This window comes from Thalassobacterium maritimum (assembly GCF_031127805.1).
GTDB classification, from domain to species: domain Bacteria; phylum Verrucomicrobiota; class Verrucomicrobiia; order Opitutales; family Coraliomargaritaceae; genus Thalassobacterium; species Thalassobacterium maritimum.
The window spans coordinates 85355-102313 of sequence record NZ_JARXHW010000007.1 but is presented as its reverse complement, the minus strand read 5'-3'; the positions used below and the strand labels follow the sequence as shown (position 1 = coordinate 102313).

Genomic DNA, 16959 nt, shown 5'->3' with positions numbered 1-16959 from the left:
AGAAATATGGATGCCGAAAGTAAAACGACCACAGAAATTCGAGACACCTTTAAGGACTTTCTCAGTAGTAAAGGTTTGCGCGTAACCAACCAGCGCCTGGCCATATTCGATGCTGCGTATGAGCACCCGGATCACTTTACCGCCGAAGACTTGCTGGAGCGCTCACGCGAGATCGACGATTCGGTTTCTCGCGCGACTGTTTACCGAGCGCTTCCCATCCTTACAGAAAGTGGGCTGATCCGCGAGGTAGATGTGGGGCGCGATTATAAGTTTTATATGGCGAATCGTAACGCCACCACCTTTCAAGCTCAGGTTATATGTTTGGACTGTGATAAGATTTTTGAAATTGATGCCCCCTTCATGGAGTGGTATGGCAAGACGGTGGCGGATAAGCTCGGGCTCAACGTCGAAAGCCAACGCCTACAGGTGACCGCACGTTGCGATGAACTTCAGACGGCAGGCATCTGTAAACGCAGTGGCAAGAAAGCCTCTTAGCTTTCTTGATTAGAGGCTTGATTAGAGGCTTGGCTCGGCCACTTCGAAGCGTACGCCCAGCATATTATAGTCGGCGTGGGTGCCTTTCTCGAATTGCACTCCCTTGGGAGGATTGATCATGCGTCCGTCCACCACGATTGGGATTTCACGCATATGATAGCCTGGAGCACTGAGCCGTGCGGTGTAGGGACCGTCAGTTATATCTTTCAAGGGCATTAGATTGCGTCCGATTCGCAGGTTTTCGAGCGTATAGACTACTGAACCGTCCGGGGCGATCAGTTCGATGGTGGCGCCGGGGCCATTTTTACCATATTGATTAAAGGCCAGGCTCATTTCATTGGCATAGCGCACTCCGATGTGGACGATGCCAGGGGCGCGTTCCGTTGCTTTGGGCCCCAATGCTATAAAAAGCGAGCCCACGATGCCAGTCAGTAAAAAGAGAGCGACCACGACGATTGGACCTTTAAGTTCAAGAGTTTTAGACATGCGATAGATGAAATGAGCTGCATTCGTAGGCTTGTCAACTGGCCCGTGTTTCTTGCCACTGGCTTCTATCTGTGCGTTTTAGTGACATCTCTGGCGCCGATTAGCCTCTTGTGCTCGTGTGAGTCATTGCCGATAATCTCTTTATTTATGATTTATGAAGGCTTATAGTATCCTATTTCTAGCAGGACTTTTTTTTAATTTGTGTGGCTTTGCGGCTGAACCTCAGCCACAGAATGCAGATATTCAGCCTTTTGTGCATTGGTTGTTGGATGATGGGGAGCGCTTGGAAGATGTTCGCTTTGCGGCGGTGGCCGAGGCGGTTTCGGGGCGCCGAGTGTTGCCCGTCGATCGCTCGGACGCGGTGGATGCGGCGATGCTCGCTCAAGTCGAGGCAAGCTTGGATGCGATGTTGCTGGAATTGGCGAAGCCGGAGAATGCAATCCATGCGGTCGGGCGGGTGAACGAGATCAGCCGGCATGTGGAAGACTTTTTACTACAGCAGCTCAATGCGCTGGAGGGCTACGAATGTTCGATTCCGCCCAATGCCTCTGGCAAGGAGCAACGTTCTGGCTATCCAGATTTACGCTTCGTGCATTCGGCGAGTGGGCGGGTTTTTTACATTGATCCGAAGGTTTACAAACAAGGGAGTGAGCGTAGTAGCTTCCGTACCTTCTATTTTGAGCCCAAGCGCGCGACAAACAAGATTCTAGATGACGCGAGTCACCTAATCGTGGGGGTCGCGCACGCAGGTAAGGTCGACGGCTTGTGGCGGCTGAATGCTTGGAAGCTAGTCGATTTGATCGATTTTCGGGTGCGGCTCAAAGCGGAATTTCAGTCGAGTAACCGTGAGCTGTATCAGGCGGGCGCGGTCCTGAGCGAAGGAGGGCAATAAACGCGCTCAATTAGCGCGTAGTCGACTCTTGTCCCTCTTGGACCTCTTGCCCCTCTTGGACTCGCTCGATGCCGCTTTCTGTGATCAGTATTAGGCGCTGTTTGTAGAGTCTCCCGATTCCTTGCTTGAATGCCTTTTTGCTGGTGTCGAAAGTGGCGCGTATGTCTTCGGGGGTGCTTTTGTCATTGAAGGGTAATGCGCCGCCAGCGGCTTCGAGTTTCTCTAGGATGACTTTACTGACGCCGTCGACCCGGCCGTAGCCAGAAGGATCGCGCCGGAGGTCGATCTTGCCGTCGTTGTGAACCTTTTTAATATAGCCGGTAAATTGATCGCCAGGTTCGAGCTGGTCGGAGGTCTCCTCATGGTAGAGGAGGCCGCGGTAGCGCTTGTCGATGATGGATTTGAAGCCGAGTGGTGAGTCGCCGTAAATCAGCACCTGCACGGCATCGCCCACTTCGTAGGGTGGCTTTTCCGGTGGCAGGTGATTATGTAAACGGGTGGAGGCGACGACGCGATTGGTATATTCGTCGACATAGACGGCGACAATGGCTCCGTCGCCTTCGGTGAAGAGTGTGTTACCTTGCTCGCGGTAAGGGAGTAGCAGGTCTTTGCTCAGTCCCCAGTCAAGAAAGGCGCCCGCAGTGGGGTGCACGCTGATCACTTCAAGATAGGCGAATTCGCCGGCTTGTGCGTAGGGCGTTTCGGTGGTGGCTACCAGTCGATCCTCAGAGTCGTTATAAACAAAGACTTCGACTTCGGAGCCGATTGTCATTTCGGGGGTGACATAGCGTGTGGGCATGAGGATTTTTTCATGCGCGCCGCCGTCGAGATAAAGGCCGTGGTCGCTTTTTTCGAGCACGGTGAGGGTGTTGTATTTTCCAATATTAGCCATTTGATAGAGTGCTGCTAGTGTATACGCGTTTCGAGCTCGCGCACGAGATCAATTAGTAGCTTGTTTTCGCCGCCGAGCTTTTCGAGTGCTTGTATGGCCGCTTCGGTGTGGCGTTTGGCCTCGGCATGTGCGCCTTCGATCCCGTGGAGGGCGACATAGGTGGATTTGTCGGCAGCGGCGTCATTGCGGACGGGTTTGCCCATGGTTTCGGCGTCCGAGGTGGCGTCGAGTATGTCGTCGACGATTTGAAAGGCGAGCCCTAGGTGGTAGCCGGCTTCCTCGACGAGTTGAATCTGCTCGGGCGTGGGCGCGCAGAAAAAGAGGCCCATTTTGAGTGCGGCCGTGAGCAGGGCGGCCGTTTTATTTTCGTGTATGTAGCGCAGGGTGTCGGCATCGAGCGGTTTACCTTCGTTTTCGATATCTTCTTGCTGGCCTCCGATCAGGCGCTCGCTGCCGCTGGCGTCGGCTAGTTCGCCGATCAAGCGAGTGGCCAGTGCGGGATGCTCGCTGTAGGCACGAGCTAGTAGCTGGAATGTATAGGTCAGTAGCGCGTCGCCTGCCAGCACCGCGGTGGCTTCGTCGAACTGTGCGTGGCAACTGGGGCGTCCGCGGCGTAGCTCGCTGTCGTCGATCGAGGGCAGGTCGTCGTGGATGAGTGTGTAGGTGTGTAAGCACTCGATCGCAACGGCGGCGGCGAGCGGATCGGCCTGTGCTTCAAATAATTCGCTGGCGGCAAATAGCAATGCGGGCCGGATGCGCTTGCCGCCGGCTTCCATCGAATAGCGCATGGCAGCATGCAGCTTAGCCGGACGTGTGTCGGCTGCAGGTAAGAGTTGATCGATGCCGCTTTCAACACGTGCACGATACTGATCCAATTTTTCTTTTAATACGGGATTCACTGCGCTAGCTTGGACCATACTTTTTATGAAGGAAACGCCAATATTTGAAGAAGTTTTTAATCGTCTGCTTAAGTTGCCCGGATTTTGGGTGAATCTTTTGATCGGCGGCCTCTTGTCTTTCGTGCCGATTGTGAATCTGTTTGCCTTCGGCTACCTGTTCCGACTTTCGCATGCGGTGCGTCGATCGGGGCAGCCTGTCTTGCCCGCCTGGCGCGATTGGTCGGGCCTGTTTCAAGATGGTTTGCGCTTTGCGGTGGTTTGGTTGGGCTATTGGCTGCTGCCGATCTTGTGTGCGTGCTTTGTCACTTGGTTGATGGCATGCATTGGGCTGGGGGCCTTGAGCAATATTTTCCTATTGTCGGTGGTTTTATTGGCGACGCTTTTGTTTAGCTCTGCGCTCTATCGTTATAATATGCGCAAGGACTTTAAGGACTTGTTAGACTTCGCATTGATTCTTCGGATGACGCGGATGGAGTGGCCGCGCTTATTGGTGCCAGCTCTGGTTTTTCTTGGGATGATGGTGTTATTTTTACCATTTTATGGTTTTGCGATCTTCGCCGGCTTCCTCATGATGATTACCTATACGAGCTTGCGCTTCCGTAGTCTGGAGCAAAGTTAACTTTATTTTTTAAGATATGCCGATTGACGCTGAAAAAACACCGAGTGCCATAGGACTCTACTTATGTGCTCTGTTAATGGCCTTATTTGGAGCGCTTCTGGGCTTTGTTTACATGTCGAGTTTTCCGGCGCAGGCTTTTGGGAGTCAAGCTGAGTATAAAGCATCCTTGGCAGAGGCTGCCGCAGCGGTTGAAGCGGCGCAGGTGGCTGCCGAGTCGGGGGAGCCTATAAAAGGAAAGGATGCTGCCAGCGCTAAAGGGGCTTTGCCGACTTTGGGACCAAAGCCAGGAAGCGCACATTTTATTGAGGGCGAGGTTTATAGTTCGCGCACATGGGAAGCGAAACGTAAGCAGTTGAGCGCTGCAGGTGCGCAGAGCGTGGCATTTTCTGTCGGAGAGATGAATGCGTGGATGGCGTCTAAATTTCGTCCGGGGGTGGTTGATAGCGACGACGAGGAGGCGGCAAATTTATTGATTGTGCCAGGTGTGCCTAACCTCGGCATTGCGGACCAAGGAGAGTTTTATCTAAATGTGCCCACGAGCATCACAGCTTTCGGCGCGACTGGGGACTTTATGATATTTGCACGTTGTGCGCTAAAGGGGAATCAGGTGAAGCTGCGCTCTGTTAACGTGAGAAGTGCTAAGGTGCCACTACCAGGGATCTTGGGAGCTCGCATACTAGGGGTCTTAATGCAGGGCTTCGCCACGTCTGAAGAGTATCAAATTATCTCTGAGGCATTTGCACGTGCGGATACGGTCAAAATCGTGGACAATCAATTTGTCTTTGAATTGCGCTAATCGCTTCATATGCGTCGTTCTTTTGTTATGCGTAAATTAGTCTCCTTGTTGGCTCTTTGGCTGCTGGCCGTATCCACGCTGGGAGCGGCTCCCCAGTTGCGCACCGTGCGCAATCAGTATTTTGAAGTGCTGGGGCTGGATTTACGCTCCGTCTCTTATGTCAGCGAGTTGAGCGTATTTAGTGCAGAGATTGCGCAACGCTACTTGAAGGCAGAGGGCATGGATTTTCCGCAACCCATTTTGCTGAGTCTGCGCCCAGAGATACATGTTGATTTTGAGGGTGATTATCGAGTGGGGCTGGGCGAGCGTAATTCGGTGCAACTGGATGTGCGCTGGGAGGATGATATGACCTTACAGCGGACCTGCCGTGCACTGGCCGAGGCCTTGCTGCGCCAGTATTCGTTATTCAATTATGGCAGGCTCGCAGCCACTAATTTACGCGCTTGGCCAGTGGAGGCATTGGCCGACGAAATCTATTATGGCTTGCGCTCTGCCGAGTTTGTCGAGGCACTTGAGCGCAGACGAAAGAGCCCGCTCGGTTCGCTGCAGGCGATCGTCGCAAGGCTACAATCCGAGCATGCGAAGGCTGCCGGTAGTGTGGACTCAGATGCGGGCTACTGGTTACTCACTGCATTGAAATCGAGTCATTTAAAGCGTGATACTGTGGTGAGTCTATTTCAGCAAGCGACGGCGGGGAGAGATATCGAACAAGCCTTGAGGACAGCGATTCAGCCGAGTGGCCCCACGGCGGAGCCCGTGAGCGCAGAGGACTGGTTCCATGCGCGCATGGCGGATCTACTGGAACAGGAGTATGATGTGATCGACTCGATGGATACTTCGCGCGAATGGTTAACTACATTGGCCAACTTGCAGGAGCCCTTTGCCTTAGAGTCCGGCGAGAAAAAGTTAAACCTTCGTTCCTTGTGGCTACATCGCGCCGATCCTGCGGTGCAAGAGCGAGTTCGGGCACGTTACGAGATCTTGCTACTGCGTATGGCACGTATCAACCCCGCATACTATAATCCAGCCCGCTCTCTGGGCGTGCTCTTCGAGAGCATTCTTCAGGAGACGCCGTCGCATCTTTATTTACACCACTTGACGATTTATTTGAGCGATTGGGAAGATGCCAAGGAAATGCAGGCTGAAATTATAAAGCATTTATAATTAATTATCCTGTAAGCTATTGTCTAGGAGTTGGTTGTGTCGTGTTTTTGTTTTTTTGAAATAAAAATGTCTGAGAATTGAACGCGAGCAGGCCGACTGCGTCTATAACTACATACTGCATTATAGTTTTTTGTTAAGTTTGTTGTTTGTTTAAGCGCCGTCTCTCACGAGGGACGGCGCTTTGTTATACACATTGCACATGTGGACTAGACAAAAGCATATCAGCTCTCAATATTGTTCATTTTATGAAAATTTACTTAAATGATCAGTTAGTCGATGCAGACGAGGCCAAGGTTTCAGTATTCGATCACGGGCTTCTTTATGGCGATGGTATTTTCGAGGGCATCCGTCTGTATGATGGTTGCGTCTTTAAGCTAGAGGAGCACTTGGAGCGTTTAGAATACTCGGCGAAGGCGATCATGCTGAAGATGCCTTGGTCGCGCCAACAGATCTCCGATGCGGTCTGTGAAACTTGTCGTGCCAATGGTCTTAAAAACGGTTATATTCGTTTAGTGATTACGCGCGGTGTCGGAAGTCTGGGGCTCTCTATCAAGAATTGCGATCAGCCACAGCTCATCATCATTGCCGACACCATTCAGCTCTATCCTAAGGAGTTTTACGAACACGGTCTGCCGATCATTACGGTGCCCACACGTCGCTGTAACCCGGCAGCGCTGCCGCCTACAGTTAAGTCGCTCAATTATTTAAATAACATTTTGGCCAAAATCGAGGCGCAGCACCTTGGCTATCAAGAGGCGATCATGCTCAACGACCAAGGCTACGTGGCTGAGTGCACCGGTGATAATGTATTTATCATTCATAAGGGCGAGTTGATCACTCCGTCTGCGAGCGCGGGAGCACTCAAGGGCATCACGCGCGACACCGCGTTGGAGATTGCTGAAGAGCTGGGCATCCCTTGGCGGGAGTCGAATATGACCCGCTACGATGTCTGGGTCGCAGACGAGCTCTTCTTGACTGGAACCGCAGCGGAAATTGTCCCGATCGTTGAAGTCGACGCTCGCAAGATTGGTGACGGCAAGCCGGGCAAGATCACCGCTAAGTTCCTCGAAGCCTTCCGTCGCCGTGTGTGCGTCGAGGGCACGATGCTCTAGTTTTAATAGTTCATCTTACGATTGGCACAATTTATGCAAATTGATGTCAAATTTACGTGAACCCGTCAATTTTGGGATCGCATCGCTGAAGTCACTAAAAATTAGCTTTAGCTTTGCGATCTCAGTTGGCATCGCTATCTTTACATCATGGCCAAAAACCTGAAGTGCAGTCATTGCAATAATCCCGCAACCGTCCACCTGACTCAGATCGTTAATAATAAGATTATTAAAGTCGATCTCTGTGAGTCCTGTGCGCAAGCCAAAGGGGTGACCGACCCCGAAGGCTTCTCCTTGGCGGATTTACTCTCAAAGACCAATCTCACTCCTGAAAAGGGTGAGCCTCAAATCACATGTCCCGATTGTGGATTGAGCTCTGCGGACTTCCGTCGCACAGGCCGTCTCGGTTGTGCGGCTTGTTATCAGAGCTTTGTGCCTTTACTGCGCCCGGTCTTGGAAGATATGCACGCAGGCGTCGTCCACAAGGGCAAGGTCCCTGAAATCGCATTCTCACGCCAAAGTAGTGAGGCTGAATTGCAGACTCTCGAAAATGCTTTGCAGCGCGCCATCGAGGAAGAAGCCTACGAGGACGCGGCTAAATATCGTGATCAAATCCACGCCATTAAACAAGCTGCCGAAGCGGAGGCGGTCGAATCATGATTGAGTCTTTGATTAACTCCGACAACGCCGAGCTGACCCAAAGCACTAAGAAGGGCGCTCCCGTTGTGCTCAGCACCCGCGTGCGCTTGGCTCGTAATATAGTGGGCACACCCTTTCCGGAGCGTGCCAATTCGTCACAGCGGAGTGACGTTATGACTAGGTGTGCGGAGCAAATTGCGGATCTTACACAAATGAAGCACGGTGTTTTTTACGACATCGCTGAACTTTCGGACCTCGAAAAGCAAGTGTTGGTCGAGCGCCACCTGATCAGTCGCGAGCTCTGCGAGTCCAAGTCTGGCTCTGGTGTCTTTATCAACAAAGATCAGACCTGTTCGGTCATGATTAATGAAGAGGACCATCTGCGCATCCAATTTTTGAAGTCTGGCTTTAGCTTGCGTTCGGTCTGGAAGCAAATCGATCGTTTCGACACAGGCTTGGAGGACGGCCTCGACGTGGCCTTCTCACAAGAGTTTGGTTACCTGACTGCATGCCCCACCAACCTTGGCACCGCAATGCGGGCCTCGGTCATGCTGCACCTGCCAGGGCTGGTCATTTCGGAGCACATGGAAAAAGTCATCCGAGCAGTCAACCAACTCGGCATCACCGTGCGCGGCCTCTTTGGCGAGGGCTCGGATGCGACTGGACACGTCTTTCAAATCTCCAACCAACAAACCTTGGGCGAAAGTGAGCAAGAAATCATGTCGCGACTAGGGAGTGTGTTTAAGACGATCATCGATCACGAGATCAATGCGCGCTTTAAATATCTAGAGGAGAACCGCGCCCGGTTGTTGGACCAGATCGGGCGCGCTTTTGGTGTATTACAAAATGCGCACGTGCTTAACTCTAATGAGGCCATGAACCTGCTCTCGTTGATGCGTTTGGCTGTCGATTTTGAAATGCTACCAGAGGCCAACCGATCCGATGTCGACCGACTCTTCATCGAGTGTCAACCAGGCCACATTCAATATTCCGCAGGAGAGGGCATCGAGCCCGAGGCCCGCGATCTCTGCCGGGCAGATATTCTTCGCGAAAATTTTGCCCGTTTACCATCTCTCGATTTTGACAAGGTCAAAGACCTAGGTTAGATACATTTAAACGACGCTCTTATCGCACTTATGGAACCTATGAATAACTTTACCCCGCGCGCTCAACAAGTTTTAGCACTCGCTCGCAAGGAGGCCGACCGCTTTCATCACAACTACGTGGGCACGGAGCACCTGCTGCTCGGTCTTATCAATTTAGGCCAAGGGGTCGCTGTCAACGTGCTTCAAAAGATGGGGCTCGACCTGCAGACCGTGCGTTCGGCAGTTGAAAAACAAGTCGGCACTGGTCCCGAAAGTAAGCCCTCCGGGAATATCCCTTACACACCTCGTGTGAAGAAGGTGCTCGCACTTGCTGGTAAAGAGGCGAAGGCCCTCAACCATTCCTACGTCGGCACCGAACACATCTTACTCGGCCTGCTGCGTGAGGGCGAGGGGGTTGCTGCCCGTGTGCTTAAGTCGCTCGATGTTGATATCGAGCGTTGCCGCAACGAGATTTTGACCGAGCTTGATCCCAATTTTTCAGGTGAACCGGAGGCGGCGGCAGCCGGTGGTAAGGCGAATACGCCCGAAGATAAGAAAGACAGCAAAACGCCCGCGCTCAAAGCCTTTGGTCGTGATCTGACCGAGCTGGCTAAGAAAGGGGAGCTCGATCCCGTGATCGGACGTTCCGACGAGATTCGTCGCGTCGTGCAAATCCTTTGCCGCCGCACTAAGAATAATCCAGTGCTGATCGGTGAAGCTGGCGTTGGTAAGACTGCCATCGTTGAAGGCCTTGCTCAGGAGATCGCCTCTGGCATTGTGCCCGAAATTCTTGCTGATAAGCGTGTCATCACACTCGATCTCGCGCTCATGGTTGCTGGCACCAAGTATCGTGGCCAGTTTGAAGAGCGCATTAAGGCCGTGATGGATGAAATCCGCCGTGCCAAGAATGTGATCATTTTTATCGACGAGCTGCATACTATCGTGGGTGCTGGTGCCGCTGAAGGTGCCATGGACGCGTCTAATATTTTCAAACCATCGCTCAGTCGGGGTGAACTGCAGTGTATCGGTGCCACCACTTTAGCGGAATACCGTAAATACATCGAAAAGGACAGTGCGCTGGATCGTCGCTTCCAATCTGTCAAAGTGGAAGCGCCCTCGGTCGAAGACACCGTGCTTATTTTGAAAGGTATTCGTGGTAAATACGAAGATCACCATAAGTGCACCTTTACTGACGGCGCCCTCGAAGCAGCTGCCAAGCTCTCCGAGCGCTACATCACGACTCGCTTCCTGCCCGACAAAGCCATCGATATTCTCGATGAGGCCGGCGCACGCGCACGTATCGAATCCCTGCAACAGCCTTCAGAAATCGAGGCTATGACAGCAGAGATCGAGGAAGTCTGTGCTAAGAAGGAAGATGCCATCGCTAAGCAACATTTCGAAGGTGCCGCGAAATATCGCGACGAAGAGAAGCAATTGCGCAAGAAGCAGGCTGACTTCATCGAAGAGTGGAAGAAGAACCGTGAGGAGAACCGACTCCTTGTGGATGAAGAAGAAATGCTGCAAGTGGTCGCCGCATGGACCGGGATTCCGCTCTCACGCATGGAAGAGGCCGAAAGTAAGAAACTTCTGAAGCTGGAGAGTGAACTACAGCGCGAAGTGATCGGCCAAGGCATTGCCACCGAAGTTATTTCTAAAGCACTCCGCCGCTCCCGCGCCGATCTAAAAGATCCTAAGCGCCCGATCGGTTCCTTCATGTTCCTCGGACCCACAGGTGTGGGTAAGACTCTGTTGGCTAAGGTGCTGGCGGAAGAAATGTTCGGCGATAAGGATGCCATCATTCAGATCGACATGTCGGAATATATGGAAAAGTTCGCGGTGTCGCGCCTAGTGGGTTCGCCTCCCGGTTACGTCGGCTACGAAGAGGGTGGACAACTCACCGAAGCGGTGCGTCGCAAGCCTTACTCCGTCGTGCTCTTCGATGAAATCGAAAAAGCACACCCGGACGTGGTGCAACTGCTCTTGCAGGTGCTGGAAGAAGGTCGCCTCACCGACAGCCTTGGCCGTAAGATTGATTTTCGAAATACCATTTTGATTATGACCTCCAATGTCGGCGCTGACATCTTGCAGCGCAACACATCGATGGGCTTCGGGATCGAGAGCAATGCGGAAAACGAGTATGAAAAAATTCGCGAGAAAATCCTCGATGAAACTAAGCGCGTCTTTAAGCCTGAGTTCCTCAATCGCTTGAATGACCTAGTCATCTTTAAGTCACTTGCTCGCGAAGACATGAAGGCCATTGTGGAGCTTGAGCTTCGCAACGTTTCCAACCGTCTGAAAGAGCGCGAGCTCACATTTGATTTCGACGATGCTTCCAAGAGCTTCCTGATTGATAAAGGTTACGACGAGAAATACGGCGCACGTCCCTTGCGTAGAGCCGTAGAGAAATACCTCGAAGACTCCCTCGCTGAAGCCATCCTCTCCGGCGAGATCAAGCCAGGCGAAGTCATCAAAGTGACAGTCAATGAAGACGGCAAAGGCTTGCTATTTACTCAAGAGCAGCCCGTCGGCTCCTAAGCTCTAGAATCAAGTTTTCCAGCGCCCCTCTCGAGTCCGAGTGGGGCGCTTTTGTTTTCAAGGGGAGCTATCCAATCAAAATTAGTTTGTTGGGATAAAATTACAGCCCAAGTAAGCGCATTCCGAAGGTAATCCACAAGGGGATGGTGGCAAAGCTCACAACCGTGGTCGCGAGCACGACTTTTAGGGCCACTTCCGGTGAGCCATCAAATTGCCGGGCAAGTACGATCGGAAAGACGCCACAGGGCATTGCGGCTTGCACTAGCATCACCGCTTTGAGCTCTGTGGGGAAGGGGAACAGGAAGGCGAATAGTATTAAGAGCGCGGGAAAGATCCCGAGGCGAATTAACACCGCCACCACCGGTATTCGCAGGCGATTGAACATGCGCACGCCCTTGGCGAGGTCGGCGAAAGTGGCTCCGATAATGAGTAGTGCCAGTGGAATCGCGCATTGACCGAGAAGGTTGATCGATTCAAATGCGAAATTGGGCAAGTGTTGGTCGACCTTCAGCCAGTTCAGAGGGACTGCGATCAGAATCGCGATCACGGGCGCGCTCAGCAGGCGCCGCCAGATAGGCTTAGGATCGTTGGCCGAAAGGATATAGCCGACCCCGAGCGACCACATCGCGATTTCGACCCCAACATTATAGACTAACAACACGCCGGTGGTCTCGCGGCTGAAAAGCAGCGCGATGATCGGAATCGGGAAGTAGCCGTAGTTATAAATCCCAGTGCTGAAAGCGAAAGTGCGACATTCGCGCTGGTCCCCGATATTGAGTTTGCGCGCGAGCCACATAATACTACCAAAGCCTGCTATAATCGTGGTGAGTCCGATCAGCGGGGGCAGTACGATATTGGCCGGATCGCGTAGCGCTTCGTTGCCCAACACCAGCGAAAAGATAAAGGCCGGGTAGAGTAGGTTGACCACCACCGTCATCAAGCTGCGGTCGGCGGCTTCGTTCAGCCAGCCTAGCCGCCGAGCGATGAAGCCTGCCAATATAATGAAAAAAATCGGCGTGATGGCCGAGAAAATGAGTCCGGAGTCGTGCATGTGTTAATCGCTCTTCACTTACCGAGTATGCGCTTGAGCGAACTCTCAGATACGCGTTGATAGGCACGGTAGGCGTGTTGGGCAGATTCTAGTACCTGCTCGAATTGCGCATGCGCCTCGGCTGTCTCAAATTCAAAGCCCAGCAGTGCGCGGCCTACGCGCTCGCCGGAATATACATAATTAAAGTAGGCGAGATTAGAATGTGGACTGACTGCTCGCAGGAAGTCGGCGAGTGCACCGGAGCGTTCGTGGAACTCCAGCGTTATAAAAATCGGGTGCCGGAGCAATTTGGAATCATAGTGGATTAGTCGAAAGGCTACATCCACATCGGTCTCCGAACTGACTTCATTGTAGGGATAGTTGCCATCGCTGAGCGCTTGTGTGAGCACGCTAAATTGCATTGGCGACAGGTCAAAGCCGATCACCGGCCCCGCCAGTTCGGCGTCTGTTTTCCCGTATTGAAAGTCCACGATATTCACAGTGTCGGGCAGTGACTCAAGCAAACCATACATCGCGCCAGCTTTTTCTGGGATCTGGATTTTTAGATAGCGTCGCCGTGCCGCGCCGACCGCCGAGCGGCGTGCGATGGTGGCCAGCTGTTCAAAGTCCATGTTGGCCCCGCAGAGGACACTGAGCACGCGTTTTCCGGCGAGTGCTTCACGTTGTTTTAAAATGGCCGCTACCCCCATCGCGCCCGAAGGCTCGGGAATGCAGCGCAATTGCTCCCAGAGAAATTGAATCGCGGCTGAGACTTCATCGTTACTCACCGTCACCCACTCATCGACTAGTTCGGCACAAATCTGGTGGGTGAGCGTGCCGACTTTGCGCACGGCAGTGCCATCGCAGAAGACGTCGACTTGATCCAGCGCGACCGGCTTGCCTGCCTTCACCGCGGCTGCCATCGAGGCTTGTTGCACGCCTTCGACACCAATGATGCGGATGTCGGGGAAGTTCATTTTTAACCATGTGGCGGTGGCTGCCGCCATGCCGCCACCACCGACTTGTAGATACGCGACATCGAAGGGACCCTTGCCAGACATCACGATCTCGTCGGCCAGTGTGCCTTGGCCGGCCATTACCGCTAGGTCATCGTAAGCGTGTATGTAAGTAAGCCCATCTTGCGCGGCGCATTCGTGTGCGGCCGCGCTGGCGCTATCATAACTGTCGCCGTGCAGGCGGATGGTGACACAGTCGCCCCCATGGCGTTGCACGGCCACTTGTTTCATGCGCGGGGTCGAGAGTGGCATGTAAATGATTGCGTGGCAGCCCAGTTTGCGAGCGGCTAGGGCCACTCCTTGCGCGTGATTACCAGCAGAGGCGGTCACTACGCCGATGGCTAATTCTTCTGAGCTGAGCAGTGCCATGCGATTGTAGGCGCCGCGCCATTTGTAGGCATGGATCGGCGAGAGGTCTTCGCGTTTTACGAAAATCTCGAGCTCGGGCTCTTGTAGAATAATCGAATGCAGCGGCGTTGCTTCGCCGACCTCATAGATCCGGCGACGTGCAAAAAGTATCTCCTGACGGAGACTGCGCTGTAGTGATTCACTGTCCATAGGCTAGAGTGGACAGTGTTTTGTGCGCAGGCTCAACTTCGAAAGCGCCTTTGAGTGTGCATGTTTTAGCCAGAAACATGCTTTGCCCTGTTCCAGCCTTTACGCAGGAGAATGATTCTGCCTCAAATGGTGCGGCACTACATTCATGAAATCATCTACTTCAAATCTCCCTATTTACGATGTCGCCGACGATTTACTGGCAGGTCTAGCCGCCACGGGGCGTGTCGTGCTCTCTGCGCCCACGGGGTCAGGTAAGTCCACGCAGGTGCCGCAAATTCTATTGGACCGTTCCGGTATCGAGGGAGAGATCGTCGTGTTGCAACCACGGCGTTTGGCGGCGCGCTTGCTCGCCAAACGGGTCGCTTTCGAGCGTGGCGTTAAATTGGGCGAAGAGGTCGGCTACCAAATACGTTTTGAGAATGTAGTCAGCGCGAGGACCCGCATTCGCTTCGTTACTGAGGCGATTTTGTTACGACAGATCTTATCAGACCCGGGCTTAAAGGGCGTGGGGGCGGTGGTCTTTGATGAGTTTCACGAGCGACATTTGACCAGTGATCTAAGCCTCGCATGTGCCCTGCAATCTGTGGCTGCGCAGCGGCCCGATTTGAAGCTGGTTGTGATGTCAGCCACCTTGGACATTGATGTCTTACAGTCCTATCTGGACCCTTGCGCCCGAGTGGAAGCTTCGGGACGCATGTATCCGGTTGAGGTCAGCTACACTGGTGCCGCGCTCGGGCGGCAGGCGGCGCCCGTTTGGGAGCGGGCCGCCAGCGCTTTTAAGAAATCAATCGCGGGACAAGTGGAAGGCGATGTTCTGATCTTTATGCCCGGCGCATTTGAGATTCGTAAGACCATGGAGGCGATACAAGCACTGCCAGAATCGCGTGCGTATGAGGTGCTTCCCCTGCACGGCGAATTACCGCCTGATGCGCAAGATCGAGCGGTAAGCAGTGGTGAGCGCCCTAAAATCATAGTCTCGACCAACGTCGCAGAAACTTCGATCACCATCGATGGCGTGCGTGCGGTCATCGATGGCGGACTCGCGCGTATTGCACGCTATGATGCACGGCGTGGCATCAATTCTATCTTGGTCGAGCCGATCAGTCGTGCTTCGTCTGAACAACGAGCGGGTCGAGCGGGGCGGACGGGGCCGGGTGTATGCCTGCGACTATGGAGCGAGGCCGAACACCTGGCTCGCTCAGAGCGCGACGAGGCGGAAGTGAAACGGGTCGACCTCTCCGAAACGGTGTTGATGCTGGCGGCGGCTGGCATTTGTAATTTAACTGTGTTTCCATGGTTTGAAGCACCCACGGATGAGGCGCTGCGGCGCGCCTACCAGTTGTTGCAGGATTTAGGGGCCTTCGAGGGCATGGGCGCTGTCACTGACATGACAGAATCGGGGGAATTGGGCATCAGTCCGCTGGGTCGTCAGATGTCGGACTTCCCATTGCATCCCCGCTATGCACGCTTATTAATTGAGGGAGACCGCTTGGGGGTGCTGCCAGATGTGGCTTTGATCGCGGCACTCAGCCAGGGGCGGCCCTTCTACCGAGCCGCGCGTGAAGACCGTGTGCGGCGTGAGCAGTTGCGCCAGATTGAAGATCATGCCGATGCGCGCTCCGATTATTTTGTGCATTTAAAAGCTTGGGAGCTGGCACAAGCGGCCAAGTTTAATGCGCATGCATGTGCTGCTCTAGGCATACATGGAGGGGCTGCGCGGCAAGCCAGCGCCGTGGCGCAACAGATCTTGAGATTGGCCGAAAAGGCTGGCTTAGACACGCGTTCCGGTCCCTTGCCTGATTTCGAAGAGCGCATCTGTAAGTGCATACTGGTGGCGTTTTCGGATCATCTCGCACTGCGAAATGATCGTGGTACACGTCGCTGCCGTATGGTGCATGGGCGCTCGGGAGAGTTACGTCGCGAGAGTGTGGTTGAGTCTGTCTTGTTGGTCGCCTCTGAGCTCGAAGAGCGTGAATTACGTGGCGAGGTCACTGTGTTGTTGGGGCTCGCCACCGCGGTGGAGCCTCAGTGGTTGGAGGCACTGTTTGGCGCGGACTTCAGCGAGGGCACGGCCACTAGCTATGATGCTTCGGCGCGTAGAGTGGTCTGCCGAACGGAGCGACGTTTTCGTGATCTAGTGTTGCAGGCCAAAGATCAAGGAGAGCCTGACTACGACCAAGCCGCGGCTTTGTTGGCCGCTGAAGTGCAAGCTGGCAAATTGAATTTGAAGCATTGGGATGCGGCGGTCGAAAATTGGATTCAACGTGTTAATTTTGTAGCACGTCATTGCCCCGAAACAGAGATCGCCGCGATCGACGACGAGGCACGCCAGCTCTTGATAGAACAAATTTGCCACGGTGCTCTTAGTTACAAAGAAATCAAAGACCGACCAGTGCTGGATACTGTCAAAGATTGGATCCGCCCAGAGCAGCTATATTATATCGACACCTACGCGCCAGCTGAAATGGATTTGCCGCGCCGTAAGCGTCCCGCTCGTATTCGCTACGAGGCCGATGGGCGCGCGATTATCGCCTCTAAATTGCAGGACTTTTACGATGTGCCGGGCGCACAGCTACGAGTCGCCAATGGGCAGGTGCCACTGCTAGTCGAGCTACTTGCGCCTAATCAAAGGCCCGCTCATCTGACCGAGGATCTCGATGGTTTTTGGTCCGGCGCCTATGCGCATGTGCGTAAAGAGCTAGCTGGTCGCTATCCCAAGCACGAGTGGCGCTAGGGGAGCGCTG

Annotated in this window: 15 protein-coding genes; 10 read left to right on the top strand and 5 right to left on the bottom strand. The window is 53.6% G+C overall.

Annotated features, from left to right (window positions below; genetic code table 11):
- The first annotated feature begins 6 nt into the window (after positions 1-6).
- A complete protein-coding gene (locus tag QEH52_RS04890; RefSeq protein ID WP_308948957.1) occupies positions 7-495 on the top strand; it encodes a Fur family transcriptional regulator in 489 nt (162 codons plus the stop codon).
- A 21-nt stretch (positions 496-516) separates the two neighbouring features.
- On the opposite strand, the gene QEH52_RS04885 is transcribed toward QEH52_RS04890, so the two are convergent.
- On the bottom strand, positions 517-981 hold the full coding sequence (locus QEH52_RS04885) for a hypothetical protein (protein WP_308948956.1): 465 nt from the start codon (positions 979-981) through the stop codon (positions 517-519).
- 154 nt (positions 982-1135) lie between these two features.
- Between QEH52_RS04885 and QEH52_RS04880 the strand changes: the two genes are divergently transcribed.
- A complete protein-coding gene (locus QEH52_RS04880; RefSeq protein ID WP_308948954.1) occupies positions 1136-1873 on the top strand; it encodes a hypothetical protein in 738 nt (245 codons plus the stop codon).
- A 10-nt stretch (positions 1874-1883) separates the two neighbouring features.
- Here QEH52_RS04880 and QEH52_RS04875 read toward each other — a convergent pair whose 3' ends face one another.
- Both QEH52_RS04875 and QEH52_RS04870 read right to left on the bottom strand, forming a co-directional pair.
- Entirely contained in the window at positions 1884-2765 is an 882-nt protein-coding gene (locus QEH52_RS04875; RefSeq protein WP_308948953.1) for a CvfB family protein, read from the bottom strand.
- Positions 2766-2779: 14 nt separating this feature from the next.
- A complete protein-coding gene (locus QEH52_RS04870; protein WP_308948952.1) occupies positions 2780-3682 on the bottom strand; it encodes a polyprenyl synthetase family protein in 903 nt (300 codons plus the stop codon).
- A gap of 7 nt (positions 3683-3689) precedes the next feature.
- Here QEH52_RS04870 and QEH52_RS04865 point away from each other — a divergent pair, with 7 nt between their 5' ends.
- From QEH52_RS04865 to QEH52_RS04835, 7 genes are all read left to right on the top strand, one after another.
- Positions 3690-4283: a DUF4013 domain-containing protein gene (locus tag QEH52_RS04865; RefSeq protein WP_308948951.1), complete on the top strand. Its 594-nt coding sequence runs from the start codon at positions 3690-3692 to the stop codon at positions 4281-4283.
- Positions 4284-4299: 16 nt separating this feature from the next.
- Positions 4300-5079 carry a hypothetical protein gene (locus QEH52_RS04860; RefSeq protein ID WP_308948950.1) on the top strand — a complete coding sequence of 260 codons (780 nt, stop codon included), beginning with the start codon at positions 4300-4302 and terminating at the stop codon, positions 5077-5079.
- A gap of 27 nt (positions 5080-5106) precedes the next feature.
- Positions 5107-6243, top strand: coding sequence for a hypothetical protein (locus tag QEH52_RS04855; protein WP_308948949.1), 1137 nt, complete (start codon positions 5107-5109; stop codon positions 6241-6243).
- 245 nt (positions 6244-6488) lie between these two features.
- Entirely contained in the window at positions 6489-7355 is an 867-nt protein-coding gene (gene ilvE / locus QEH52_RS04850; RefSeq protein WP_308948948.1) for a branched-chain-amino-acid transaminase, read from the top strand.
- 147 nt (positions 7356-7502) lie between these two features.
- Positions 7503-8012, top strand: coding sequence for a UvrB/UvrC motif-containing protein (locus tag QEH52_RS04845; RefSeq protein ID WP_308948947.1), 510 nt, complete (start codon positions 7503-7505; stop codon positions 8010-8012).
- Positions 8009-9097, top strand: a complete 1089-nt coding sequence (locus QEH52_RS04840) for a protein arginine kinase (RefSeq protein ID WP_308948946.1) — start codon at positions 8009-8011, stop codon at positions 9095-9097. Before QEH52_RS04845 ends, QEH52_RS04840 begins: the two co-directional genes overlap by 4 nt.
- Positions 9098-9127: 30 nt before the next feature.
- Positions 9128-11611 carry an ATP-dependent Clp protease ATP-binding subunit gene (locus tag QEH52_RS04835; RefSeq protein ID WP_345785444.1) on the top strand — a complete coding sequence of 828 codons (2484 nt, stop codon included), beginning with the start codon at positions 9128-9130 and terminating at the stop codon, positions 11609-11611.
- A gap of 100 nt (positions 11612-11711) precedes the next feature.
- Here QEH52_RS04835 and QEH52_RS04830 read toward each other — a convergent pair whose 3' ends face one another.
- Both QEH52_RS04830 and ilvA read right to left on the bottom strand, forming a co-directional pair.
- Positions 11712-12662, bottom strand: coding sequence for an AEC family transporter (locus QEH52_RS04830; RefSeq protein ID WP_308948943.1), 951 nt, complete (start codon positions 12660-12662; stop codon positions 11712-11714).
- Between the two features lie 14 nt (positions 12663-12676).
- A complete protein-coding gene (ilvA, locus tag QEH52_RS04825) occupies positions 12677-14215 on the bottom strand; it encodes a threonine ammonia-lyase, biosynthetic (RefSeq protein WP_308948942.1) in 1539 nt (512 codons plus the stop codon).
- Between the two features lie 145 nt (positions 14216-14360).
- Here ilvA and hrpB point away from each other — a divergent pair, with 145 nt between their 5' ends.
- The gene (hrpB, locus tag QEH52_RS04820) at positions 14361-16949 is read left to right on the top strand and encodes an ATP-dependent helicase HrpB (protein ID WP_308948941.1); all 2589 of its coding nucleotides are present in this window, start codon (positions 14361-14363) and stop codon (positions 16947-16949) included.
- Positions 16950-16959: the final 10 nt, after the last annotated feature.